Genomic DNA, 24,142 nt, shown 5'->3' with positions numbered 1-24,142 from the left:
GTAAGTTATTGAATTTAAGAATATAATACCTTTATTTTAATTGTCAAGTTTTAAATAGTAAGGCAGGGCATTCATACAAACGATACAATTCATATAATCATACACTAAAAAAGGAATTTCCAGAGCAGATAAGCGAAGATAACATTCTCAATTAGCTTGTTAATATGAGTTCCTCACAATTCTTTATAAAATGATTGTGAGGAATTCAGTAAAACAAGATATATGAAGTGAGTGAAGACTAGTGATGAACATACTACATTTTTTATTAGAGAATACTGTTTTCCAAAATGTATTACAAGATCTTCAGTTGAATGTCCTTTATATAGAAGATGGATGTACACATCAACAAACGATAGAAAACGTCCATCCAAAATGTATGTTTATAGCAAATAGTTTTGAAGAAGGAGAAATATTGTTTCATAGAACTAGACCACATATTGTAATTATGTACGTAACAGATTTCGCTCAAATAAAATATATAAAGAATATATATAATTCACAGAGCACATTTATTATCATTTGGGATCAACAGATAGATAATCAGTTTGCAGATTTACTACTGTTAGGAATACGTAATATTGTTATAGCACCAGTAACTCCACAAGTGGTACTAGAGGAAGTGAATAAGAGTTTATATCAACTTTCTTTAGTGCGGCAAGTAGGTTTACAACAAGAATTGCTTCAAACGATGTTTGATTTTCAAAATGATTTATTATTTATAGTAGAAGATGATGAGATTGTTGATTGTAATACGAATTTTTTACAATTCTTCGGACATGATAATTTATTTACGTATCGTGAACAACATTTAGTGTTTGCAGAACATCTTATTAGAGAGAACGGATATTATTCGACGACTCACGATATAACATGGCTGGATGATACTTTATCAAATGGAAGAAGAATTAAAATGTACAATTATGAAGGAGAAGCATTTACTTTTCTATTACGTGCGACACCATTACCAGAAGACTTATCGCGATTTATAGTAAAATGCACAGAGATTACAGAATTAGATGAAATCTATCAAGAGCAAGAAAGATTGGCTATGATAGATTCATTGACAGAAATATATAATCGCTTGAAATTCCAACAAATATTGGAGACAGAGTGGGAGAATGTATTACGTAATGATGAAAAAGTTGCACTTATTTTGTTTGATATAGATAATTTTAAATCAGTAAATGACACATATGGTCATGATTTTGGCGATTTAGCATTAGTACAACTTGCAGATCTTATGAAATCTAAAGTTGAAGATCAACATGTATTTGCAAGATGGGGAGGAGAGGAATTTATAATATTAGTGACAAATACGGTAGAAAAAGAAGCGTTTCAAGTTGCGGAATCATTGCGATTTTTCATTGAAACAAAGCATTTCTCTGGAATTTCGAAATTAACAGCGAGTTTTGGAGTTGCGTTATATGAGCAAGGGATTACAAGAGAAGAGTTAATGCAAAGAGCGGATATTGCGTTATATGAAGCGAAAAAAAATGGGAAAAATCAAGTATGTATATATAGAAAAGAAAAAATGTGATTTTTCGCAACAAATTGTTGCGATTTTTTTTTATTACTTGATAATAGAATATGGGGGACCATTTTAACCGAGAAGCTCCCACTTCAAGTAAGCTCGCAAGAGAGACTAAGTGGTGGGTAGTTCACATGAAGTAATTACGGAGGAACAATATGATAAAAAAAATAACGGTTATGGCTTCACTGTCTGCTGTAGTTTGCGGCGGAGTATACTATTTTCTCTATAGTCCCGATCCAAAGGAACAAGCAGTATTAACAACAAAGGTAACTCCTGCTATTGAGTCAGAGGTACAGGATAATATAGAAGAAGTACAAAAAATTGATTATGCTAGTATATCTCAAAAGTTAGATCAGTATTTAGTAGGAAAGCAATTTAATGGGACAGTTTTGGTGACAGATAAAGAGCATGTTATATTGAATAAAGGATATGGATATGCTGATGTTCAAAATAAAATAGAAAATACGCCTCAAACAAAATATCGTATCGGTTCTATTACGAAAACAGTTGTTGCTACATCCATTCTACAGTTACAAGAACAAGGGAAGTTAAATATCCAAGATAATGTAAATAAATACATTCCTTCATTTCCAGCAGATAAACACATCACGTTATATCACTTATTAACGCATACATCTGGTTTACCGGAAAATGGGGAAGGGAAGGTTAATGTAGCTTCACGTATAAATTTAGTAACTTGGATTGGAAGTCAAAAATTAGAGTTTCCACCAGGAACAGGTTGGAAGTATACGGATTATAATTATATGGTGCTCGCTTATATTATAGAAAATATAACGAAAAAGCCTTTAGGAGACTATGTAAAAGAAAATATATTTACAAAGGCCGAGATGCATGAATCAGGTATGGGAAATATGGTGCCTGGAGATAAAAACTTCACGAAGGGGTATGTGAAGAAAGATCAAGAGCTTGTACTAGCACAAAAATTAGGGATGGACTGGTTATATGGATCGGGTGAGATGTATACGACAGTAGGGGATATGAAAAAATTAGATGAAGCGATTATAAATGGAAAGCTTCTTTCTGAACAAAGTATACAAGCGATGTTTATACCTTCACAAGAAAGAAAATATGCATTTAGCTTTTACATATATCCAGATTATTTCCATAACCATGGTGTACTATCTGGTTGGAACACTTTCAATAATTTTAATAAAGAAAAAGGAACTTTTGTTATTTTATTTTCAAATGTGAAAAATAGTATGGATGATGATTTTAATAAAGAGTTCCGAAAGATGGTAAATGATTTATTAGAACAAAGGGGATGAGAAGATGGAAAATAAAAATTTATCAATAGGTTTCATTGGTATTGGTGTAATGGGAAAAAGTATGGTACATCATTTAATGCAAGGCGGTCATAAAGTATATGTATATAATAGAACGAAAGCGAAGGCAGCTTCTTTAGTGCAAGAGGGTGCGACTTGGTGTGATACACCGAAAGCGTTAGTAAAGCAAGTTGATGTTGTTATGACGATGGTTGGTTATCCTCATGATGTAGAAGAAGTGTACTTTGGGATTGATGGAATTTTAGAACATGCAAATGAAGGTACGATAGCAATTGACTTTACAACATCTACACCAACATTGGCAAAACGTATTAATGAAGTTGCGAAAAGCAAGAATATATATACATTAGATGCACCAGTATCTGGCGGGGACATTGGGGCTAAAGAAGCAAGACTAGCAATTATGGTCGGTGGAGAGAACAGAATATATGATATTTGCTTACCTCTATTTGAAAAACTAGGAACAAATATTCAGTTGCAAGGCCCTGCTGGGAGTGGACAACATACAAAAATGTGCAATCAAATAGCAATTGCTTCTAACATGATAGGAGTATGTGAAGCGGTAGCATATGCGAAAAAGGCTGGACTTAATGCAGATAAAGTATTAGAGAGTATTTCGACAGGAGCAGCAGGTAGCTGGTCATTAAGTAATTTAGCTCCTCGAATGTTAAAAGGAGATTTTGAACCTGGCTTTTATGTAAAGCATTTTATGAAAGATATGAAGATTGCTTTAGATGAAGCTGAAAAATTACAATTACCAGTACCGGGCTTAACCCTAGCGAAGGAATTGTATGAAGAGCTAATCGCAGATGGAAAAGAGAATAGCGGAACACAAGTATTATACAAAAAGTATATAAGGGGGTAAATGGAATGGATCTCCAAAAGTTTGACGAGATGATTGATGCTGTGCAGCGAGCAACTTGTGTACAGATTAATGATAAGCAAAAAGAAGCTTTTAAACAAAAATACGATTTTGGACCAGATTTTGAATATGGAAGAGATGAGAAAGGGCATTATGTTATCCGAAGCTCGAAAAAGATGTTAGAGGAAATGGAGTTTTATTTGGCATTGAAATATGATCGAGATGGAATTGTCCTTTATATGCATGCTGAGATTGAAGGGACATGTCATGTATCCGTTAGCTACAGTGAAGATGCACTTCATTTGCAAGAATTGTTTCAATTTCTAGAAGAAAATAAATAAAAAGTCCTCATTTGAGGACTTTTTATTTATTTAGGCAGGCATAATATTTAAGTTGGATAATTTATCCCGCTATTTGTGGGCAGTAAAACTCCCACTGATTAAAGTTTCACTTTATAGGCTGGAAGCGCGGCGGCATCGTTCAATTGGGAATGGAATAACTTGGGCAATGTGATTAGGGCCGAGCTGTTTCGCGCGAGCATGGCGTAGTATATAAAATGCGCACAGAATAGAAACAGGAATAGCACCATATAAACCGAAAAATAAAGCGCTTACACATGATGCAACAAAACCTAAAACACCAACTTCTAATTCTTCCATAATAGCTCCTAAAATGACAGGAATAGCTCCGCATGTAACTCCTAGTATAAGTGCGATAAGTAAACTCATGATTATCCCCCTCTGTTTGCAATATTCTTTTCCTTCTTATTAGTTGTAGTATATCATACGTAAAACAGAATTTTCAGAAAAATTTCAAAAAAAGTTCAATAAATGTTCAAAAAAAATTCCGAAATATACTTGATAAAGTGGAATTGTGATTCGAGATATTTGATTTAAACAAACGAAAGGGAAAAATCATTTTAGTAAATAAAAAATCAGGCTTACTTCAATGTTATGAAATAAGCCTGGTCCATAGGAGGATGTATATATGTAGAGTGAATAAAAGGTTGGAAAAGGGGTTCCAAGTTCTTTTATTCAACTAGCTACCTTAATAAATTGGAACCCAACCTTCTGTTGTAACAAAAATACGAATAGCTACAACTTGGCGATCATCTTGTAAGGTGAAATAGTGTCTTGCATTTTCAGGCACAGATATAAGATCACCAGGCTCGAGTTCAACGTCAAAGAATCGACCATCTTTTCCTTCAATAGCGAAGATGCCATGACCGCTGACAATAAAGCGAACTTCATCGTCAGTATGATGGTGTTCTTTTTGGAAATTAATTAATAACTCGTCAAGGTTAGGTGTGCTATTTGAAAGTGAAATCACATCATATGCTTTATAACCTCTGCGCTCTGAAACATCAGCAATTTCTTTTGAAAACAACGTTAATATTTCAGCTTTGTTTTCATCTGTTAAGGAGTAATTTTCTTTTAAATGAGTAGGAAGTTTAGAAATATTCCATTTCTCATATAAAACATCTTCTCCTTGTAGAAAGTTTGATACTGCTACTTCATTTTCAATACGAGTATTTTCCTCATGAATACGAATTTGCGCCATTAGAAACGCCTCCTTGAATTGATAATAATTTTATATGAAATTGGAATAAAAACTCATAAGCTTCTAATCTTTTTTTTGCATCAAAGCTATCACGGCCCCATACGGTAATGCCATGGTTTCGAATTAATACTGCTCCTGAATCTCCTTGTATATGCTTTCGGAATTTCTCTCCAAGCGTCGGGATATGAGCATCATTTTCGATAATAGGAATGTTAATCGTTGCACCTTCTTCCCAAATATCAAGAGCTTTAATAATCTCTTGATTTTGAAGGGTGACTGCATCACTATACAAATTTGTGATGACATTGTTATCAGTTGTATGAACATGAAGTACGCACCCGGCGTTCGTATTGTTATAAATATGTGTATGCAATATTGTTTCTGCCGAAGGGCGTAACTCAGTTTCTAAAACGGGAACTCCTTGATGATTTACTAATAAAAAATCATCTGGAGTGGTTTTGGTTTTATCTTTGCCACTTGCTGTAATAAGAAAAGTAAGGGGATCATGACTGACTTTTATAGAAATATTTCCACTCGTTGCTGGAAACCAATTCCGAGTTGTTAATTCTTTTTTAATTTCACTTAAGTCATACCATTGACGAAAAAGTTGTTTCATAATTTCACCTCCAACAAATGTTTTAGTTCAGCTAGAACATCGTGAAATGTTTCAAACGGTGTATAAGCAATACGATTTTCTTCACACTTTGTAATAAGGAAGTCACGGGCGAATACTTTATCTGCTTGTTTTGTTGCTTGTAAATCAGTAATAGAATCTCCAATCACAATACGAAAATCATCTTTAGAGCTTAGTTTACGAATTAATGATGATTTACAGAGACCACAACTATGCTGACATTGCTCGTCACAAGGGTGCGGCCATTTCACTTCAACAAATTCTCCTGAAAAGTCAGTTGCATTACAATAAATTTGTTCTTTAGGGATTATTTCTTGTAAGAGTGGATAGACGAAGAAATCCATTCCACCTGATATAACGTAAAAGGAAATGTTATTTTCATTAATGAATTGTATGAATTCATGAAAACCTGTACGGATTTCAGCAGTTTCTTGTAAAAACTGAATAATATCATCGTGTAGATTAATAGGTATTAATCGAAATAATTGAGAAACACCTTCTTGAATAGAAAGTTCTTGCGATAAAATTTTTTGCTTTATTTCCTCTGCTTCTGGTGGTGCGAATTTCTCCATAATGGACATGATATTATCGTTATTTGTAATCGTACCATCGAAATCACAAAATACTTGAATACTCATAATTTCACCTCATGAGAAGGATTTCCCCATATTTGTAGTGCGCTATGCAAATTTATTTCATCCACTTCATGGAGTGGTTTACCTTGTAAAGTAGCTTCAATTGCAGCACGGAAAGCTTTGCCACCACCTTGAGCTCCATTTGGATGCCCATGAATCCCGCCGCCGGCATTAATAACAACATCCTTACCAAAATCTCGTAAAATAAAGGGAACGAAACCAGGATGAATTCCAGCAGATGGAACAGAAAAACTTTTCTTGAAATAGTGGTCTTCCTCAGTTAATGCTTCTGTAATGAGAAGAGCTTCCTCTTTTTCTAATGCAACGTTGCCGTATGGTGATGGGAATAAAGAGAAATCAGCACCAGCGTAACGTAGTAGTTTTCCAAGTAGTAATGGAGAAGAGAAACCGTATAGTTTCGATGATGAATATGCGCCACTTACAGCAGGGTGTGCCATAATAGGAATTGGAATTTCATCGTCTTCTACAAGTGCCTGCAGTACATCTAATCCATAAGAAAATACATTAAATAAAAGAATGTCTGCTCCAGCTACCACCGCACGTTTCGCGTTTTCTTTTAAATCATAAGTTCGACCTGTTAAATTTACTGCGTATAAAGTTTTATGCCCGTAAGTTTCGTATACAGATTGTAAAACTTCTTTCCCAGATTCAATTCTTTTTATAAGTGGTGTTAATGAGTTTTCGAATAAAATTTCATCATCTTTTACAATATCTACGCCTCCAATTGCCTGATCGCGTAGTTGAGTTTTTAAATATCCAATATTCCGTCCTATCATCCCTTTGAAAATACTCATTAGAAGAGGTCGATCTTGAACTTGTAAAAGGTTTCGGATGCTTTCAATTCCAAATTTTGGTCCAGGGAACTGTTTCTTTAATTCGTCTGAGAATGTTAAATCAATTAGTTTAATTTCTCCATCTAACGAAAGTTTTCCAAATGTTGTTGTCAAAATGGCTGGTAAGTCAGGGCTAAAGTTCAGCGATGGATAATGAATTTTAATGAGTCCACGTGATACTTTTTTGCCAAGGTAAGAGTTAATATGTTCTTGTTCGTCTAACGCTTCAATATGAATGACATTGCCTTTATGTTGTTTTAATTGTTCTTGTAATAAGTGTGGTAAATGAGTCCATGAACCAATTGTTAAACCGATTGCAATTTGTTCTGCTTTCTTTTCTAAGTTGTGAGAATCATCGTGGATTAAATATGTCGCTATAATTCCGCTCATTGTTATACCCTCCTAGTTAAATAAAAAAACCTCTCAGCTAAGGAGAGGTTTTTTTACAACCAGCTCCTTATCTGTCAGCGTAACGCTGCGAGAATTAGCACCGTGTCTACAATTGTAGATCGGTTGCCGGGTTTCGTCGGGCTCGTCCCTCCACCTGCTCTTGATAAGAAGTATTTAGAAATGTTTAAATTTTTAAGATAACTGAATTTTGTCAGATATTTTTTATGTTGTCAATGACTTTTTGAAAAAATTTAATTTATCAATTCGATTAATTGCTTCTCGTAATCTATCTTCTGTATGCAAGAGACCAACACGGACATACCCTTCGCCGTGCTCACCAAATCCAACACCAGGAGCAACTGCAACGTGTGCTTTTTCTAGTAAAATGTCAGAAAATTGCTCAGATGTATATCCTTTTGGAACAGAAAGCCATGCAAAGAATGATCCTGTTGGAATGTTTACTTTCCAACCAATTGAGTGACAAGCTGAAATAAGAGCATTTCTCCGAGATTCATAACTATTAACAAGATCTACCACACAAGACTGCGAGCCTAATAGTGCTTCGCGGGCAGCATCTTGAACTGCACCAAAAATACTAACATACATATGATCTTGCAATAGGTTAATAGTTTCGATGACACTTTCATTTCCTACTGCAAAAGCAATACGCCATCCAGCCATATTGAAAGTTTTCGATAAAGTGTAAATCTCAATACCTGTATCTTTAGCGCCGTCTGCTTGCAAGAAACTAACAGGCTTTTGACCATCGAATCCGATAGCACCGTAAGCAAAATCGTGAACAACTAATATATTATGTTTATTAGCAAAATGAATGGTTGCATCAAAAAAATCTTTTGATGCAGTAGCGCCGGTAGGGTTATTTGGATAGTTTAAAAACATTAACTTTGCTCGCTCCGCAACAGAGTCATCAATTTTTGTATAATCCGGTAAAAAATTATTTTCTGCAATAAGCGGCATTGTTTCAAATTGTGCTTTTGCTAAAGCAACTCCTGATAAATAATCTGGATAGCCTGGATCTGGAACGAGAATAGTATCACCAGGGTTTGTAAAACAAACTGGTAATTCTACTAATCCAGCCTTTCCGCCAAACAAAATAGCAACTTCAGTTTTTGGATTTACTACTACATCATATTCACGTTGATAGAATGTTGCCACGGCTTCTTTTAAGCTTTCGTGTCCGCGAAATGGCGGATATTTATGATGAATGGTCTTTTCAGCAGCATCTTGTAAAGCTTTAACGATATGCTGCGGTGTTGGTTGATCTGGATTACCTTGACCTAGATTAATAACATCGTGACCAGCTGCAACGACTTTGTTAACTTTTGCAACAAGTGAAGCGAAAAATTGTGTTGGCAATGATGTTACTATCTCAGAAGGTTGAAATAATTTCATACTTTCCACCTCTTTTGAAAGTTGTTACAATTCTAGTGACAAATGATATAATCTTTCCAGTATTTTGTAAAGAAAAAAATGAGAATGGGGCTGAAAAAATGAAAGTCGCATGTATTCAAATGGATATTGTCTTTGGAGATGTAGAAAAAAATATTGAGAACGCTAAAAAAAAAATAAGTGAAGCGATGAAAGAAAGACCAGATGTTATCGTCTTACCAGAACTATGGACAACAGGATATGATTTAACGAGACTTTCTGAAATTGCAGATACGGATGGATTAGAAACGAAAGAAAAGTTGAAAGAATGGTCGAAGCAATATGGTGTACATATTGTTGGTGGTTCCATAGCAAAGCAAACAGAGCAAGGGGTTACAAATACAATGTATGTTGTAAACAATGAAGGGAATCTAGTCAATGAATATAGTAAAGTACATTTATTTCAGCTGATGGATGAACATAAATATTTAGTTGCTGGTAATGAGACAGGTGAATTTAAGTTAGATGATGTAGAGTGTGCTGGTACAATTTGTTATGATATTCGTTTTCCAGAGTGGATGCGCGTTCATACTGCTAAAGGTGCAAAAGTTTTATTTGTTGTAGCAGAATGGCCATTAGTACGTTTAGCACATTGGCGTTTGCTTTTACAGGCGAGAGCAGTTGAAAATCAGTGTTATGTTGTTGCGTGCAATAGAGCAGGAAAGGATCCGAATAATGAGTTTGCAGGTCATTCTCTAATTGTGGATCCTTGGGGTGAAGTTGTGGTAGAGGCAAATGAAGAGGAATCAATTTTATTTGGAGAACTTAAATTCGAGAAAATTAAAGAGGTACGTAAAGGAATTCCAGTTTTTGCAGATCGTCGTCCAGAATTATACAAATAAAATGTTGACAAGTGATTTTTATTCTTGGTATAGTCTTCATCATAAAGTTAAAAATTCTAAAAATTATAAAACTCTTATCAAGAGCAGGTGGAGGGATTTGGCCCGATGAAGCCCAGCAACCGACCGTAATACCATTGTGAAATGGGGCGTTTATGACGCCAAAAGGCACGGTGCTAATTCCAGCAGAAAGTAAACTTTCTGGCAGATAAGAGGGGAGAAGATAAACTTCAAACCTCTTTCTTTGTGGAAAGGGGTTTTTCTATTTTAGAAAAACCTCTGAATGAAAAGGAGGAGAAGACGATGGGATATTATTCATTAACTGAAACAACAGCTATACAATATGCGAAAGAACACGGTTATTTTGAAAAGAAAGCAAATGTAGTTTGTCATGAAATTGGAGATGGAAATTTAAATTACGTGTTCAAATTAGATGATGGAGAGAAGTCTATTATAATAAAACAAGCACTGCCATATGCGAAAGTAGTTGGTGAGAGCTGGCCACTGTCTATAAAAAGAGCGACGATTGAAAGTAAAGCATTACAAATTTTTGCGAAGTATGTGCCAGATTATGTTCCGGTAGTGTACAGTCATGATGAAGAGTTAGCAGTTACAGTAATAGAAGACTTATCAAGACTAACAATTACAAGAAAAGGATTAATAGATGGAGAAGGATATCCACTTTTATCCCAGCATATCGGTCGTTTTCTAGCACATGTTTTGTTTTATACTTCAGATTTCGGTTTACAGTCAGAAGAGAAAAGGGTACTAGAAGGTACATTTGTAAATCCAGACCTTAGTAAAATTACAGAAGATTTAGTTTTTACGGATCCATTTGGACATTATGATACGAATGATTATGAGTCAGATTTACAGTCAGTGATTGATGAACTTTGGAGTGACAAAACTTTAAAACTAAAAGTAGCACAATGTAAATATAAGTTTTTAACGAGAAAAGAAGCGCTTATTCATGGTGATTTACATACTGGTAGTATTTTTTCATCACCTTCTGAAACGAAAGTGATCGATCCAGAATTTGCAACGTACGGTCCATTTGGGTTTGATATCGGTCAATTTATTGCAAATCTATTATTAAATGCTTTATCTAGAGAAGAAGAAAAGAGAAGTGTACTATTTTTCCATATAGAAAAGACATGGAGTTATTTTGTAGAAAACTTTACGAAGTTATGGATTGGAGAAGGTGTAGAAGCATATACGAAAGAAAAACAATGGTTACCAATTATTTTGCAAAATATCTTTACTGATGCCGTCGGATTTGCCGGATGTGAACTGATTCGTAGAACAATTGGCTTAGCTCATGTAGCGGATTTAGATGGGATAGCAAATAAAGAAAATAGAATTCAAGCTAAAAAACAAGCGTTATCCTTAGGTAGAGAACTAATAAAATATGAAGCCAAGGGTGCTGATATTCAACTGTTTCGAACATTATTTCAACAGACAGTTGGAGGCGTAAAAGCATGAGTACAATTATTACTATTCCGAGATCTGTAAGTTGGAAAGGCGATGCAATTGCAGTATTAAATCAAACAAAGTTGCCGCATGTCACTGAATTCAAAACATTAACGAATATTGAAGATGTATGGAAAAGTATCATTATGTTAGAAGTACGAGGAGCGCCTGCAATTGGAATTGTAGCTGCGTTTGGTTTGGCGCTTGCGGCAAAGAAATACGATGCTATAAATATCTATGAGTTTCAGAAGAAGTTTAATAGAGATTGTAACTATTTAGGAACATCACGCCCGACAGCAGTCAATTTATTTTGGGCAATCGATCGTATGAGAGAATCTATTCGAGAGATTACTACAATAAAAGAAGCTCAAAAAATATTAGAAGAAGAAGCGCTTCATATTCAGCAAGAGGATGAAATGGTGTGCCGAAGTATTGGAGAACATGCTTTAACATGTTTTAAAGACGGTGATAAAATTTTAACAATTTGTAACGCTGGAAGTATTGCAACTGCTAGATATGGAACAGCATTAGCCCCATTTTATATTGGGAAAGAGAAGGGTGTGCGTTTACATGCGTATACGTGTGAAACGAGGCCGGTTTTACAAGGTGGCCGTTTAACGACATGGGAATTGAAACAAGCAGACATTGATGTAACGCTTATTACGGATAATACTGCAGCACATGCAATTCGAACGAAAGAAATTAATGCGATTATCGTAGGGGCAGATCGAATCGTTGAAAACGGTGATACTGCTAATAAAATAGGAACATTAAATTTAGCTATATTAGCAAAGTATTTCGGTATCCCATTTTACGTTGCAGCACCGTTATCTACATTTGATACTACGAAACAAACAGGTGCTGAAATTGTCATTGAAGAAAGAGATGAAACAGAAGTTACGAAAATTTTTGGGAAACAAGTGGCGCCACTTGGAACGCCTGTATTTAACCCTGCATTTGATGTAACACCGCATGAATTAATTACGGGGATTATTACTGAGAAAGGTATTTTACGTGGAGATTATAAGCAAAAAATTACATCATTATTTGAAAAAATAAGCTAACTGCTCAGTCGCTATATAAAAAAACGGTAGAAAAGCATGTTTTTAAATGGTCGAGAGGGACTGGTTATGTATAGGAGCGGTAAGTGCCTGTTCCTACCACGCGCAACGTTTTAAAACAAAGAAAGGTAGCAAGGTGTAGGACCATTTGTATCTTCATGGTAGCAATCTATATGCTGAAAAATGAAATGTATGGCTGAGTAGTTAAAAAACAAGCTAATAAAAAATAGCTTGTTTTTTATGCCTTAAGTCTTCGTTTCCTCTTATTTATGTAATGAAGGGAGGAGAGAAAGATGGAAGAGTGGATCGGGATGATAGGTAATGTGGGCTTTCCAATTGTTGTAACGCTATATTTACTACATCGCATTGAAAGTAAATTAGACGGAGTGATTGTAGCAATTGAGAAGCTCCCTAAACAATTACTAAAGTAGGAAGATCCTCGCGATAGAAAGTAAAATAAAGTTTGCTCGCGAAGAGCAAACTTTATTTTTTATCCCGCATTAACGGGCAGTAAAAGCCCGATTGGTGAAGGCTAATAATTAGTGGGGATGAACAAAACCCCCACTGATTAAAGTTTCACTTTATTGAGCAGTATAACCACCATCGATAACGACAGCTTGACCAGTTATACCTTTTGCTTTTTCACTCGCTAAAAACATAGCATAATCAGCAATTTCTTGTACTTGTAGCAAACGCTTCTGTGGTACAAGAGGATAAATGACATCTTCTAAAACATTTTCAAGTGGTACATTTCGCGTAGTTGCTAAGTCTTGTAGTTGATTTCGTACAAGAGGGGTATCAACATATCCGGGACAAAGAGCATTTACAGTAATTCCATGAGTTGCTCCCTCTAAAGCAGCAACTTTTGTTAATCCAATTACACCATGTTTCGCACTATTATAGGCAGCTTTTCCAGCGAATCCAACAAGTCCGTTAATCGAAGCAACATTAATAATACGACCATATTTTTGCTTTTTCATAATCGGAAAGGCATGTTTGATGGCGATAAATGGAGCGATTTGCATAATTTTAATAAGAAGCTCGAATTTATCAGTTGGAAAATCTTCAATCGGTGAAACATGTTGCATTCCTGCGTTGTTAATTAATACATCTAATGAACCGAAATGACGAACTGTTTGAGAAAGTGTTGCTGTAATTTCTTCTTCAGATGTAACGTCACATTTTAAACCAATGGCTTGATAGCCTTCTTTTTGCAATTGTTCAGCAGCTTCTTTTGCACGATCTTCAAGGCGATCACTAATGACAACTTTCGCACCTTCTTTTGCGAAAGCACTTCCCATTTCATAACCAATACCGCTCGCAGCACCTGTTAAAAAGACAACTCGATTTGTAACCATGATGAAAAACACTCCTTCATAATAAAAGTTCTCTTATTGCTCTATTTAGAGAGGTGATAATAAAATCCCTGCAAACATTTGGAAAAATATCTTTAGCTATCTTGTTTTGCAAAATAGTCTCTGCTATACTATTTTGTAAAGCAAGGTACTTACGCTTATCTATCTTGTAAAACAAGATAGCAGGAGGATTTCAATTATGTCGACAAGTCAAATGCTGAAAGGGATTTTAGAAGGATGCTTACTTGCTATTATTTCTGAAGGTGAAATATACGGTTATGAAATGAGTGAAAGATTAGCGAAGTATGGTTTTACAATGGCGAGTGAGGGAAGTATTTATCCGTTATTAATACGAATGCACAAGGAAGGGTTAATAACAAGTGTAATGAAGGAATCTCCATCTGGCCCAAAGCGAAAATATTATACATTAACAGAAAAAGGCGAGGAAGCACTGGATGAATTTATGGATCGCTGGGAAGCGATGCAAAGTAGTGTAGAGCGTCTACTTGAAGGGAAGGGGAGAAAAAAATAATGTTATCAAATGAAGCGCGAAATTTTTTATTAGATATGAGATTATTTTTAACTGCAAAGAGTGTGAAAGAAAGCGATATTGAAAGCTTTTTAGAAGATGCAGAGTTGCATTTAATAGAAGGTGAGGGTGAAGGGAAAAGTGTAGAAGATATTTTCGGAAGTTCACCGAAAGAATATGCGAATGAACTTGTAAAAGTGATGGAAAGGGATAGAAAGGAAAATTGGAAGCAAATTGGTTTTACGGTAATGAATATCGTATCGTTTTGGTTTATTGCTTCTATCTTAATAGTGAATAACGGAATTCTACAGATTTCACTTATTCAGTGCATTGGCTATAGCTTTACATTGATCGTAGCTGTAATGGGTCCAAATTTTCTGCTTCGTAAAATGACATTTGTAACAAGTTTTACAAAAACGTGGTTTTCCATGTGGTTTTTAGTCATGATTGCGCCAATGTTTTTATTAGGAGCAGTTCCGATATTAGATATGATATATCCTACAACGATGTTTACGTTGACTCTAGTCCAAAGTTATATATTAGCTGGAGGGATCTTTATCCTCACGGTAGCTATAAATATATATTTTGAAGGATGGTTTAAAAATTTATATTTAATTATTCCGCTTTCTATTATGTTAGTTTTTAAAACGTTCACATCGGAAGATCTCGTGCCAATGTTATTTCAAATTATATGTTTATACGGAAGTTTGTTTATTTTAATCTTCCTTGAAATTATGATGAAGGCGAATAGAAGAGAAACGGTTAAATAAGGGAGGGGGGAATGGGATGCTTTCTCAAGAGTCACGAGATTTTCTGGCAAATACAAGTACTTATTTAACAGCAAAAGGGATAAGTGAAAAAGATATTGAATCCTTTTTAGAAGATGCAGAATTGCATTTAACTGAAGGTGAAAAAAGGGGCAAGAGTGTAGAGGATATATTTGGTGATTCACCAAAGGAATATGCAAATCAACTTGTAAAAGAAATGCAAGTTGATTATAAACGGAATTTAGGATGGCTAGCTACAGCTATTATGAGCATATTATGCTATTGGGCTGTTCCAGATCTTTTATTTCGAAATTTAAATGAGCCTTATACCATTTCTTTAATAGGGTTGATTGGATATCCGATTATCTTAGTGTTAATGATTGTGGGAGGAATTTTATTTTTAAGAGGTGCTAGTTTTCAAAGGAGTATGTTGAAAAAGGGTTTACTGCTATTTGGAGCAGTAATACTTACTTATTTACCAGTATTAATAATGTTTTTAAAAGATTGGTATAGTTTTCCTTCCTATGAAGTCCCTCAATTAGGAAGATATTTAATTGGAGGGGTTATGCTAGTGATAACAACGATTGTGAATGTTCGGTCTCTTGGTTGGAGTGGTTTGTTTGTGTTAGGAATTCCAATTTTTATGATAGTGATGGTTGAACAACTAGTAAGAGTATTTTTCTAATGAGAAGCTCTAGAAATAAAAGAAGAGGATGAGCATATATGTAAATCATACTTATATGTATATTAACTATTATGTTTCTAGGATTAATGACTTTAGGAATTTATACTGCCTTCACCAAAAGAGCATAATGAATATTTTAAACATCACGATATATTTTATTCTTCAGTTTAATAGGAAAGTGGCTGCTCTGGATATACAAAAAATTATTTCCAAAGAAATACTATATTTTGATTTTTAGAAGGATTATGCTTAGGTGTATAGTGTATCCTTTGCAGCCGAAATCTGGTTTGTTTATTTGAATATATTCTTTTAAACAGTAACAATATCGTTACTGTTTTTTTCTTTGTAATAAAGGACTTTGTAAAGAGAGCGCTTTTTGTTCATTTGTTAATAATGAATTGATGTGAACGTTATTAGGGCTAGGGACTATAGGGTACATAAGGTTCGATGGTGAATGGTGATGTTCAGAACCGGTTGGAGAGTGGGGATCTGCGTGCGTAAGTTTTCCATGAATTCGTCTTGTAAATAAAATATGACCAATTTCGTGAGCGAGGGTGTATATATTTTTCATTGGAGCAGCTGAGTTTGTTAAAACGATGTAACCAGTAAGTTGTTGTTGTTGTTGTTGTTGTTGTTGTTGTTTCGCTAGAGAGTAAGCGCAAGCGATTACTGCGGTTTCTTTGAAATAATCACTACCAATATAACAAATATAAAGGTCGCATTCAGGAGCTTCGTTAACACAAGTTTGAAAAAAAGATGATAATTTTTCCTGACTTTGAATGGAGTTTTTATAACTAATTTCCCGATTAGAAAAACGGAAAAGCTCGTTTAGTACAATTACTTCTTTAATTTTAAATGTAATGGGATGCCAAATTGATTCTGCAACTGCTAAATCTTTTGCAATACGGTCGTCAGAAATATCGGCGCCTGGAGTAATGCAAACACATATATTAACGTATGAATTCATAAGGAACACCTCAAATGAAAAAATTCTTTCTATAATATATGTGGGGGAAAGGTCCTATGTATGGATAAACGCCTTGTTTATTACACGAATATATAGACTATAAGTCGAAAAAAATTCATAGTTCTATAACGTAGTATGGTCTGCTTTTTGATATAGTAAAGAAAAGGGGGAGAATATATGTATACATTAAAAATCGTTTCAGACAGAGAAGCTCTGTATCAATTTGCGAGCTATGTAAGAGTTGTGCAAGGGGTTGAAGATGTATATGTGGAGGTGGGAGAACCTTTATATGAACATCCATTAATGAAGTTTTATGTACATATTACAATTGAAGAAACATATGATCAGCATAAAGCATTGCAAGAAATAGCTAGGTTAGTAGAATTAGGGCGTTTTACATATGTCCATTATCATAATGAGGAAATTGAAGAAGCTTTTGAAGTTGTAAAATACGAAAGCTTTAAGAAATAAAGTGAAACTTTAATCAGTGGGGGCTTTGTTCATCGCCCACTGATTATCAGCCCTCACCAATAGGGCTTTTATGGGCAGCCCGATCCCCACCTAACTTCTTTACTTTCGCTGAATTTTGAGGTAGGGGTCTTACCGCCCGCAAATAGCAGGATAACGGTAAAAAAAGGAAGTGGAAGCTTCCTTTTTTATTGAAAATTACAGCAACAAAAGAAAGAGAATTTTGTTATGATAAGGAAGGGTGAGGAAAGGGGAGTTTACATATTGGGGTATATTGAAGAGTTACGCAAAGTAGTTGGTACGAGACCACTTATTTTAGTAGGATCAGCAATTATTATATTAAATGATAATCAAGAAGTATTGCTTCAATATCGTTCAGATACATATGATTGGGGCGTACCTGGTGGGGCAATGGAACTGGGAGAAACGACAGAAGAAACTGCTCGTAGAGAATTATTCGAGGAGACGGGACTAAACGCGAAAATTATGCAATTTCTTGGCGTTCTTTCAGGAAAGGAAGTTTATTTCCGTTATCCAAATGGAGATGAAATTTTTAATGTGATTCATCTGTATCAGGCACATCATGTAAGCGGAGAATTAAAGCTCGATCATGAAGGGTTAGAACTTCAATATTTTCCAGTAGATAAGTTACCAAAATTGAATGAAACGACAGAGAAGATATTACAAAAGTTCTTATACGCATTGACAGAATAGAAGGTTAATTCCTTCTATTTTTATTATATTAAATATTTTGATTTTTTGGTATGTTTATAGTATGATAATTTTAGACATACAACTTATGGAATTTCACCTACAAACTTACTAGGGTACATAAGAGAGGGGCAAGTACAAAATGCATAATGTTGTCATTACAGCTGCAGTTCGTTCACCAATTGGAACTTTCGGAGGAGCACTAAAAAATATAACACCAGTAGAATTAGCTGTTCCTGTACTTCAGGAAGCTGTAAAAAGAGGCGGAGTAGAGCCACATGAAGTTGATGAAGTAATTTTAGGTCATTGTATTCAAAGAACTGATGAAGCAAATACGGCAAGAACAGCTGCATTAGCGGCAGGATTTCCTGACACAGTTACTGGTTATACAATTCAACGTCAATGTTCTTCAGGTATGCAAGCAATTATGTCTGCTGCAATGCAAATCCAATTAGGTGTAAGTGATATTGTTGTTGCAGGTGGAGTAGAAGCAATGAGCTCGAGCCCTTATGCATTAAAACAACACCGCTGGGGACAACGTCTACAGCACGGAGAAATTCGTGATACGGTGTGGGAAGTTTTAGAAGATCCGATTCACCATATTATGATGGGTGAAACAGCGGAAAATTTAGTTGAACAATATGAAATTACAAGAGAGGAACAAGATGAAGTTGCGCTTCGTAGTCATACATTAGCGTTGCAAGCGATGGAGTCTGGATACTTTGACGATCAAATTGTTCCTATTACAATAAAAGAACGTAGAAAAGAAGTTGTATTTGCGAAGGATGAACATCCACGTGCAGATATTACAGCTGAAAAATTAGCAGGATTAAAACCAGCTTTCCGTAAAGACGGATCAGTAACTGCAGGGAATTCATCTGGTCTTAATGACGGAAGTGCAGTTCTAGTATTAATGAGCGAAGAAAAAGCAAAAGAAAAAGGCTTACAACCGTTAGCTCGAATTGTTGGATACTCAGTAGCGGGTGTAGATCCGAAAATTATGGGTATTGGACCAGCACCAGCAATTCGTAAAGGATTAGAAAAAGTAGATTGGTCATTAGAAGATGCAGATTTACTTGAAATTAATGAAGCTTTCGCTGCACAATATTTAGCTGTAGAGAAAGAGTTAGGGTTAGACCGTGAGAAAGTGAATGTAAACGGTAGTGGTGTAGGACTTGGACATCCAATTGGTTGTACAGGAGCTCGTATTACGGTAAGTTTAATTCACGAATTAAAAAGACGTGGATTAGAGAAAGGTATTGCCTCTCTATGCGTTGGAGGCGGTATTGGAGTAGCTTTATTTATAGAAGCATTATAAAAAAGAGGCAGCGATTGCTGCCTCTTTTTTTATGACTCAAATAAGTGATGAAATAATCGATCGCGATTTTCAAAGAAAAGTTTCGTCGTTTGGTAATGCTCCGTTTCTTCTAATGTCGATTCGTGAATCCCTTCTTGAGTTAAAGAGTATATAGTAGATTCAGGATAAGCCATTAAAATGGGAGAATGCGTTGCGATAACAAATTGTGAACCTTGTTCAGCTAGTTCGTGCATGCGAATGAGCATTGAAAGTTGTCTCATTGGGGATAAAGCTGCCTCAGGCTCATCTAAAATGTATAAACCTTGTCCTGAAAAACGATTCATAAATAATGAGAAGAAGGATTCGCCGTGTGATTGTTCGTGAAGTGAAACGCCGCCATAAGATTTTACAGCATCTATTTCATCGATATAAGAAGCAACGTTATAAAATGATTCAGCGCGAAGAAAGAAACCGTCGTTTGGTGTATTGAAACTTTTTGAAATTCGAAGGTATTCATGTAAAGATGAATGTGAATCGTACGTGTTAAAACGGAAGTTCTTCGTTCCACCTTCTGCATTAAAACCTAAAGCAACTGCAATCGCTTCGAGTAATGTTGATTTACCCGTTCCGTTTTCTCCAATAATGAATGTTACATTCGGATGGAAAAGGAGTGATTGTAATGTTCGTATAGCCGGTAAGCAGTATGGATATGCGGAAAAGCTAGGGATATTTTCTTTTTGTAATGAGACGCTTTTTAAAAAGGGTGTTTCAATCAATATATAAACCTCAATTCATAACGGATTTTGTTTCTAAAAAAGCAGCGAATACAAGTGTAATACAACTTGCTAGTAATATTGTATATTAAAGTGCGCCAAAACCGAGCCCTTCCCAGTCGAAAGTCATTCTCTTCCATATGAAAATGAAAAGAACGCTCATAAAGCCAAAGAGAGCAGGCATATATTTTATAATTTTCAAGTGCTTCCATAGAAAGAAGCCAATGTATGTACTTAAAAACAAGGTAGACAGAACAAGAAAAAATACAAGTGTTAACGACACGTGATCCCCCCTTATTTTCTGAATATTTTATGTGAATTATAACATTTAAACTATCATATTCCAATGTGAAAATAAATATTGCATAGAGATTATTCATGTCGTTATGATAGTATGTATTCTATTGGAAATATGAAGAGGAGTATTAATATGCCGTTTACATTCCCACATCCAGCAGCTGTTCTCCCTTTTGCTAAGAAACATTCTAGTTATATTTCGGTGACGGCTCTTATATTGGGTAGTATGGCACCTGATTTTGAATATTTTTTATATTTTAGGCCATACGGTATTATTGGCCATACATGGGTTGGTTTCTTCTATTTGAATTTACCACTCGTTTTTTTATTAGCATATGCATATCATCGTATTTTAAAAGGACCGTTTATAACACATTTACCTAAGCCTTTTGCTAGTTACTATAAATATGTAGTAGATGCGAAGTGGGGGCTGTATACTTGGAAGAATTTTTTTGTATTTTGCTATTCTGCTTTATTCGGTATGGTGACTCATGTCGTTTGGGATGCTTTTACTCATAAGACAGGCTATTTTGTTATGGAAATGCCGCTGTTACAGCAAGAAGTATATAGTATTCCAATTTATAAATTTTTACAGCATGGGAGTACATGTTTTGGTCTACTATTACTAATATATGTACTATGGAAATATAGGAGGGAAACTGATCAAGATACTAGTTTAACTGCGGAAAAAAAGAAATATTGGGCTTCATCTATCGTTGTGGCGGCCATTATATTTATCGTTCACGCGTTATTAGACCCCTATTTTCATATTTTCCAAATAGGAGGTATAATAGTATCTGGACTGACAAGTTCGTTTTGTGGACTTCTTATTGTTTCTATAGTTTACAAATCAAGGGACTAATTTATATTAATGAATGATAGTGTTAGGAGAAATTAAATGATGAAAGCATGGAAAAGTATTTTTGTTTTATGCAGTTTTCTTCTTATGTTAAGTGGTTGCTTCCAGCAAGAAGAAAAGAAGGCAGAACCTAAAAAGAAAGAATCTATTCCAGAAACAAAAGAGTATGGTGGGCGTGAGCTTAAAAAAGTAGGACAAAAAGTGAAAGAAAAAGGGTGGGGGACATTTGAATTAGAACAGATTCATTCTGTGAATCAGACATTTGAAGTAGCCCCAATGAAAATTCACGTACAAGATGTTAAAGTTATCTCATTATCACAAATGAGCAAAGAGGCAAAAAATACATTGAAAGTGTATACTGCATTAACTCCTGAAGAAGTAAAGCGTAGATTGGGAGATAAAGTGAGTCAAGAAGATGCTGAATTATATGCATCGTTAAGTGGAACAGAGATTAGCGATACGATTCGGTATGTTGAAATTACATATAAGGTAGAGAATAGTGGAGATAAGAACATGCAATTTTTCTCTATGAATGGTGTTGCTATAAATGACAAACAACATTTTAATGTAGCGACTCAAAACTTTTTATATGATGAAGATACGCTCGTTGGTACAAAGAGTGTTTCAAGGGAAGATTATAGGCCTGGTGAGACACGAGAAGGAATTATCGGTTTAATACTTGATGATGGAAAAGAAAAAGTAAAGGATATTAAGTTTACGACAGATGATTTAGCAGCAGGAGACACAAATGAAGCTGTTAAAGAACCGCAAACTTTTAATATTTCACTCTCTAAATAAAGTGTCTTTATAATAATTTAAGCAAAAACAGTCAGCATAAAAAGTTATGCTGACTGTTTTTTTAGCTCTTTCACATATGAATCTACACTTTGAAAAGGCACTGTAATTTTAAAAGCATCTTTTTGCTCGTTAAATTGTTTTTCATTATAAGGACCAAATCGTTTATTATGCTTTACATCGATAATCCAATAATGTTCAATTTTTTTATTTGTAATTGCTGCGTCAGGATTGTTTGGATCTGATTTTTCCTCAATTTGCTTTGTGATAATGTATTTATCGTCCCAAGCAATTTCTGTAATTTTTGCAGGGATGTATTGTGTAGCATATACAGCATCCTGCGATGGGAAAAGTTCAAATGCATCTCCAGAAGTATGTATGAGTTCATATTCATCGTTAATTGTATAGGTTAAATGGTTTGTATTGCCTGTGCAACCTGTTAATAAGAGTGCGGCAAATAGGATTATCCATCTTTTCAATATGGGAACCTCCTTTATAATGCTGTTGTAACACATTGTACAAGAAAAGTAAGCGAAACGCCAGTTTACAATGTTTTTTAGAAGTGGTACGATGAAACGGGTAAAGAAGGATATGAAGGAGTCGACACAAAATGAAGTTAAAGATGCATCGTCCAGCGCTTGTAATGAATCGCATAGGTGCTTCCCTTATTGACATGTTTTTAATCTCGGTTACGTACGGTGCAGTAGTAGCTATTATTACAGGAAACTATAGTGCTATTTTTAATCGTTTTAATATAAGTTTAGGTGACTATAGATATGACCTTACACTTGTTTTCGTATTAATGGCTATAAATTTTATTCTGTTACCTTTTCTTTGGAACGGTTCTACACTTGGTAAAAAGGTAACAAGAACAAAAATAATCTCGTTAACAAGTGAAAAACTAACGTTACAAACATTAATAATACGATTTTTGGTAGTATTATTACCAAGCATATTATTACTTGGAGTTCCATTAATATGCAATGTATATATGATGTTATTCCGCAAAGATAATTGTGGCTTCCATGATTTAATTGCAAAGACAAAAGTGATGAGTCTTGTATAATTAATATTTAGAGTATACGTGCTACTAATGAAATAAGACTTTTTATTGTTTGTATATAAAAAGTCTTATTTTTAATTTCATGAAAAATTCCATAAATGGAATTGATATAGGGCGGATATTTCCTATATAATACCCTCCATATTATTGATGGATGTTTAAAGAAGCGGTAGCTAATTCAAACATCCTATTTTCGTTTTAAATAGATTGAAAATTAAGAGAATGTTATAATGGGTATAAATAATATCGTTATATAACAAAGGGGGATTTGGAATGACTGGAGGTAGCTTAATATTTTGGGGAATTCTTATTTTTATTGGTTTAACCTTCGATCAATATAATAGTAAGAAAAAAAAAGAAACAAAAAAGTAATCGCTTACAAGCTGTAGAGTGAACTTTTCCTGCTTGCAGACTAATCTAATAAAGGAGTATACTGAATGACGGTAAGACTTATAGAAGGGGTAATGAAAATGAAGCTTGCAGGAAAGGTTGCCATTGTAACTGGTGGTGGCATCGGTATTGGACGTAGTACAGCTCTTTTGTTGGCTAAGCAAGGCGCAAAAGTAATTGTGACGGACATTGATCAAGAAAGTGGACAAGCAACAGCTGAGGAAATTACGGATTTAGGCGGAGAAGCACTTTTTGTATCCTACGATATGGGGAAACAAGGAGATTGGCAACGTGTTATTAGTTTTGCTATGGAGGCATACAGTCGTATTGATATGCTTTTTCAAAATGCTGGTCTATATAAAATAGATTCTATTTTTTCTCGCCAACAAGAGAACGATTCCAATGTACTTTGTATTAATGACGTTTGGATAGAGATAAAACAATTAACGTCATCTTTTATGAAACAGCAAGAAGAAGTGGTGCTTAGTGATTTACCTGTTTTTGGTATTATTAGCACGAGAGGACAATCATTTCATACAATAGAAGCCCTAGTATAATAATGGAAAACCGCCCCCAGTATATATGTGGACGGTTTTT

Annotated in this window: 29 protein-coding genes, 2 pseudogenes and 2 riboswitches; of the genes and pseudogenes, 20 read left to right on the top strand and 11 right to left on the bottom strand. The window is 34.9% G+C overall.

The window, feature by feature from the left end:
- The first annotated feature begins 244 nt into the window (after nucleotides 1-244).
- The 4 genes from B5P40_RS11470 (at nucleotide 245) to B5P40_RS11455 (ending at nucleotide 4,038) form a co-directional block, all read left to right on the top strand.
- On the top strand, nucleotides 245-1,537 hold the full coding sequence (locus B5P40_RS11470; RefSeq protein ID WP_002128934.1) for a GGDEF domain-containing protein: 1,293 nt from the start codon (nucleotides 245-247) through the stop codon (nucleotides 1,535-1,537).
- A 149-nt stretch (nucleotides 1,538-1,686) separates the two neighbouring features.
- Entirely contained in the window at nucleotides 1,687-2,817 is a 1,131-nt protein-coding gene (locus B5P40_RS11465; RefSeq protein ID WP_113709262.1) for a serine hydrolase domain-containing protein, read from the top strand.
- A gap of 4 nt (nucleotides 2,818-2,821) precedes the next feature.
- Nucleotides 2,822-3,700 (top strand): NAD(P)-dependent oxidoreductase, encoded by an 879-nt coding sequence (locus B5P40_RS11460; RefSeq protein ID WP_002128930.1) that lies wholly within the window; start codon nucleotides 2,822-2,824, stop codon nucleotides 3,698-3,700.
- Between the two features lie 5 nt (nucleotides 3,701-3,705).
- Complete coding sequence (locus tag B5P40_RS11455; RefSeq protein WP_002014892.1) at nucleotides 3,706-4,038, top strand: DUF3909 family protein; 333 nt, start codon at nucleotides 3,706-3,708, stop codon at nucleotides 4,036-4,038.
- A gap of 111 nt (nucleotides 4,039-4,149) precedes the next feature.
- Here B5P40_RS11455 and B5P40_RS11450 read toward each other — a convergent pair whose 3' ends face one another.
- The 6 genes from B5P40_RS11450 to B5P40_RS11425 form a co-directional block, all read right to left on the bottom strand.
- Nucleotides 4,150-4,425, bottom strand: coding sequence for a hypothetical protein (locus B5P40_RS11450; protein WP_002014891.1), 276 nt, complete (start codon nucleotides 4,423-4,425; stop codon nucleotides 4,150-4,152).
- A gap of 319 nt (nucleotides 4,426-4,744) precedes the next feature.
- Entirely contained in the window at nucleotides 4,745-5,257 is a 513-nt protein-coding gene (locus B5P40_RS11445; protein WP_002128927.1) for a 1,2-dihydroxy-3-keto-5-methylthiopentene dioxygenase, read from the bottom strand.
- On the bottom strand, nucleotides 5,235-5,873 hold the full coding sequence (locus tag B5P40_RS11440; RefSeq protein ID WP_002128926.1) for a methylthioribulose 1-phosphate dehydratase: 639 nt from the start codon (nucleotides 5,871-5,873) through the stop codon (nucleotides 5,235-5,237). The genes B5P40_RS11445 and B5P40_RS11440 overlap by 23 nt, the downstream gene beginning before the upstream one ends.
- Nucleotides 5,870-6,529, bottom strand: a complete 660-nt coding sequence (locus B5P40_RS11435) for a 2-hydroxy-3-keto-5-methylthiopentenyl-1-phosphate phosphatase (RefSeq protein WP_113709261.1) — start codon at nucleotides 6,527-6,529, stop codon at nucleotides 5,870-5,872. The genes B5P40_RS11440 and B5P40_RS11435 overlap by 4 nt, the downstream gene beginning before the upstream one ends.
- Nucleotides 6,526-7,770 (bottom strand): 2,3-diketo-5-methylthiopentyl-1-phosphate enolase, encoded by a 1,245-nt coding sequence (gene mtnW, locus B5P40_RS11430; protein ID WP_113709260.1) that lies wholly within the window; start codon nucleotides 7,768-7,770, stop codon nucleotides 6,526-6,528. The genes B5P40_RS11435 and mtnW overlap by 4 nt, the downstream gene beginning before the upstream one ends.
- Before the next feature lie 64 nt (nucleotides 7,771-7,834).
- Nucleotides 7,835-7,940: riboswitch (SAM riboswitch) on the bottom strand.
- Nucleotides 7,941-7,992: 52 nt separating this feature from the next.
- Nucleotides 7,993-9,183 (bottom strand): pyridoxal phosphate-dependent aminotransferase, encoded by a 1,191-nt coding sequence (locus B5P40_RS11425; protein WP_113709259.1) that lies wholly within the window; start codon nucleotides 9,181-9,183, stop codon nucleotides 7,993-7,995.
- A gap of 14 nt (nucleotides 9,184-9,197) precedes the next feature.
- Here B5P40_RS11425 and B5P40_RS11420 point away from each other — a divergent pair, with 14 nt between their 5' ends.
- The 4 genes from B5P40_RS11420 to B5P40_RS11405 all read left to right on the top strand — a co-directional run bounded on the left by B5P40_RS11420 (nucleotide 9,198) and on the right by B5P40_RS11405 (nucleotide 13,020).
- On the top strand, nucleotides 9,198-10,061 hold the full coding sequence (locus B5P40_RS11420) for a carbon-nitrogen family hydrolase (protein ID WP_002131202.1): 864 nt from the start codon (nucleotides 9,198-9,200) through the stop codon (nucleotides 10,059-10,061).
- A gap of 71 nt (nucleotides 10,062-10,132) precedes the next feature.
- Nucleotides 10,133-10,273: riboswitch (SAM riboswitch) on the top strand.
- 88 nt (nucleotides 10,274-10,361) lie between these two features.
- Nucleotides 10,362-11,540, top strand: a complete 1,179-nt coding sequence (mtnK, locus tag B5P40_RS11415; RefSeq protein ID WP_113709402.1) for an S-methyl-5-thioribose kinase — start codon at nucleotides 10,362-10,364, stop codon at nucleotides 11,538-11,540.
- Nucleotides 11,537-12,592: an S-methyl-5-thioribose-1-phosphate isomerase gene (mtnA, locus tag B5P40_RS11410; RefSeq protein ID WP_113709258.1), complete on the top strand. Its 1,056-nt coding sequence runs from the start codon at nucleotides 11,537-11,539 to the stop codon at nucleotides 12,590-12,592. The genes mtnK and mtnA overlap by 4 nt, the downstream gene beginning before the upstream one ends.
- A 290-nt stretch (nucleotides 12,593-12,882) precedes the next feature.
- On the top strand, nucleotides 12,883-13,020 hold the full coding sequence (locus B5P40_RS11405) for a YvrJ family protein (protein ID WP_002014881.1): 138 nt from the start codon (nucleotides 12,883-12,885) through the stop codon (nucleotides 13,018-13,020).
- Between the two features lie 150 nt (nucleotides 13,021-13,170).
- Here the strand turns inward: B5P40_RS11405 and B5P40_RS11400 are convergent, their stop codons facing one another.
- Nucleotides 13,171-13,947: a 3-hydroxybutyrate dehydrogenase gene (locus tag B5P40_RS11400; protein ID WP_078177787.1), complete on the bottom strand. Its 777-nt coding sequence runs from the start codon at nucleotides 13,945-13,947 to the stop codon at nucleotides 13,171-13,173.
- Nucleotides 13,948-14,143: 196 nt separating this feature from the next.
- Here B5P40_RS11400 and B5P40_RS11395 point away from each other — a divergent pair, with 196 nt between their 5' ends.
- From B5P40_RS11395 to B5P40_RS33420, 4 genes and pseudogenes are all read left to right on the top strand, one after another.
- Complete coding sequence (locus B5P40_RS11395; RefSeq protein ID WP_113709257.1) at nucleotides 14,144-14,476, top strand: PadR family transcriptional regulator; 333 nt, start codon at nucleotides 14,144-14,146, stop codon at nucleotides 14,474-14,476.
- Entirely contained in the window at nucleotides 14,476-15,243 is a 768-nt protein-coding gene (locus B5P40_RS11390) for a DUF1129 domain-containing protein (protein ID WP_113709256.1), read from the top strand. Before B5P40_RS11395 ends, B5P40_RS11390 begins: the two co-directional genes overlap by 1 nt.
- Before the next feature lie 16 nt (nucleotides 15,244-15,259).
- Nucleotides 15,260-15,925: a DUF1129 domain-containing protein gene (locus tag B5P40_RS11385; protein ID WP_003191228.1), complete on the top strand. Its 666-nt coding sequence runs from the start codon at nucleotides 15,260-15,262 to the stop codon at nucleotides 15,923-15,925.
- 71 nt (nucleotides 15,926-15,996) lie between these two features.
- Nucleotides 15,997-16,238, top strand: a pseudogene (locus B5P40_RS33420) (DNA-binding protein).
- A 15-nt stretch (nucleotides 16,239-16,253) separates the two neighbouring features.
- Here B5P40_RS33420 and B5P40_RS11375 read toward each other — a convergent pair.
- The gene (locus B5P40_RS11375) at nucleotides 16,254-16,892 is read right to left on the bottom strand and encodes an ImmA/IrrE family metallo-endopeptidase (RefSeq protein WP_113709255.1); all 639 of its coding nucleotides are present in this window, start codon (nucleotides 16,890-16,892) and stop codon (nucleotides 16,254-16,256) included.
- 177 nt (nucleotides 16,893-17,069) lie between these two features.
- On the opposite strand from B5P40_RS11375, the gene B5P40_RS11370 reads away from it, so the two are divergent.
- The 3 genes from B5P40_RS11370 to B5P40_RS11360 all read left to right on the top strand — a co-directional run bounded on the left by B5P40_RS11370 (nucleotide 17,070) and on the right by B5P40_RS11360 (nucleotide 19,389).
- Entirely contained in the window at nucleotides 17,070-17,363 is a 294-nt protein-coding gene (locus tag B5P40_RS11370) for a DUF3928 family protein (RefSeq protein WP_002088390.1), read from the top strand.
- 261 nt (nucleotides 17,364-17,624) lie between these two features.
- The gene (locus B5P40_RS11365) at nucleotides 17,625-18,074 is read left to right on the top strand and encodes an NUDIX hydrolase (protein WP_012261633.1); all 450 of its coding nucleotides are present in this window, start codon (nucleotides 17,625-17,627) and stop codon (nucleotides 18,072-18,074) included.
- Nucleotides 18,075-18,213: 139 nt separating this feature from the next.
- Entirely contained in the window at nucleotides 18,214-19,389 is a 1,176-nt protein-coding gene (locus B5P40_RS11360) for an acetyl-CoA C-acetyltransferase (protein WP_002128911.1), read from the top strand.
- Between the two features lie 29 nt (nucleotides 19,390-19,418).
- On the opposite strand, the gene B5P40_RS11355 is transcribed toward B5P40_RS11360, so the two are convergent.
- Nucleotides 19,419-20,144: an AAA family ATPase gene (locus tag B5P40_RS11355; RefSeq protein WP_113709254.1), complete on the bottom strand. Its 726-nt coding sequence runs from the start codon at nucleotides 20,142-20,144 to the stop codon at nucleotides 19,419-19,421.
- Between the two features lie 10 nt (nucleotides 20,145-20,154).
- Nucleotides 20,155-20,424, bottom strand: a pseudogene (locus tag B5P40_RS11350) (hypothetical protein).
- 147 nt (nucleotides 20,425-20,571) lie between these two features.
- On the opposite strand from B5P40_RS11350, the gene B5P40_RS11345 reads away from it, so the two are divergent.
- The gene (locus B5P40_RS11345) at nucleotides 20,572-21,300 is read left to right on the top strand and encodes a DUF4184 family protein (protein ID WP_113709252.1); all 729 of its coding nucleotides are present in this window, start codon (nucleotides 20,572-20,574) and stop codon (nucleotides 21,298-21,300) included.
- Nucleotides 21,301-21,336: 36 nt separating this feature from the next.
- Nucleotides 21,337-22,095, top strand: coding sequence for a hypothetical protein (locus tag B5P40_RS11340; protein ID WP_002128908.1), 759 nt, complete (start codon nucleotides 21,337-21,339; stop codon nucleotides 22,093-22,095).
- Between the two features lie 44 nt (nucleotides 22,096-22,139).
- Here the strand turns inward: B5P40_RS11340 and B5P40_RS11335 are convergent, their stop codons facing one another.
- On the bottom strand, nucleotides 22,140-22,571 hold the full coding sequence (locus tag B5P40_RS11335) for a DUF3997 domain-containing protein (protein WP_002128907.1): 432 nt from the start codon (nucleotides 22,569-22,571) through the stop codon (nucleotides 22,140-22,142).
- 131 nt (nucleotides 22,572-22,702) lie between these two features.
- On the opposite strand from B5P40_RS11335, the gene B5P40_RS11330 reads away from it, so the two are divergent.
- The 3 genes from B5P40_RS11330 to B5P40_RS11320 all read left to right on the top strand — a co-directional run bounded on the left by B5P40_RS11330 (nucleotide 22,703) and on the right by B5P40_RS11320 (nucleotide 24,102).
- The gene (locus B5P40_RS11330) at nucleotides 22,703-23,158 is read left to right on the top strand and encodes an RDD family protein (RefSeq protein WP_002128906.1); all 456 of its coding nucleotides are present in this window, start codon (nucleotides 22,703-22,705) and stop codon (nucleotides 23,156-23,158) included.
- A 270-nt stretch (nucleotides 23,159-23,428) separates the two neighbouring features.
- A complete protein-coding gene (locus tag B5P40_RS11325) occupies nucleotides 23,429-23,527 on the top strand; it encodes a hypothetical protein (RefSeq protein WP_002128904.1) in 99 nt (32 codons plus the stop codon).
- Between the two features lie 65 nt (nucleotides 23,528-23,592).
- Nucleotides 23,593-24,102 (top strand): SDR family NAD(P)-dependent oxidoreductase, encoded by a 510-nt coding sequence (locus B5P40_RS11320; RefSeq protein ID WP_002066937.1) that lies wholly within the window; start codon nucleotides 23,593-23,595, stop codon nucleotides 24,100-24,102.
- Nucleotides 24,103-24,142 lie beyond the last annotated feature (40 nt).

Source organism: Bacillus sp. SRB_8 (genome assembly GCF_003264205.1).
Taxonomy (GTDB): Bacteria; Bacillota; Bacilli; order Bacillales; family Bacillaceae_G; genus Bacillus_A; species Bacillus_A mycoides.
This window is presented reverse-complemented; position numbering and strand designations above follow the sequence as displayed.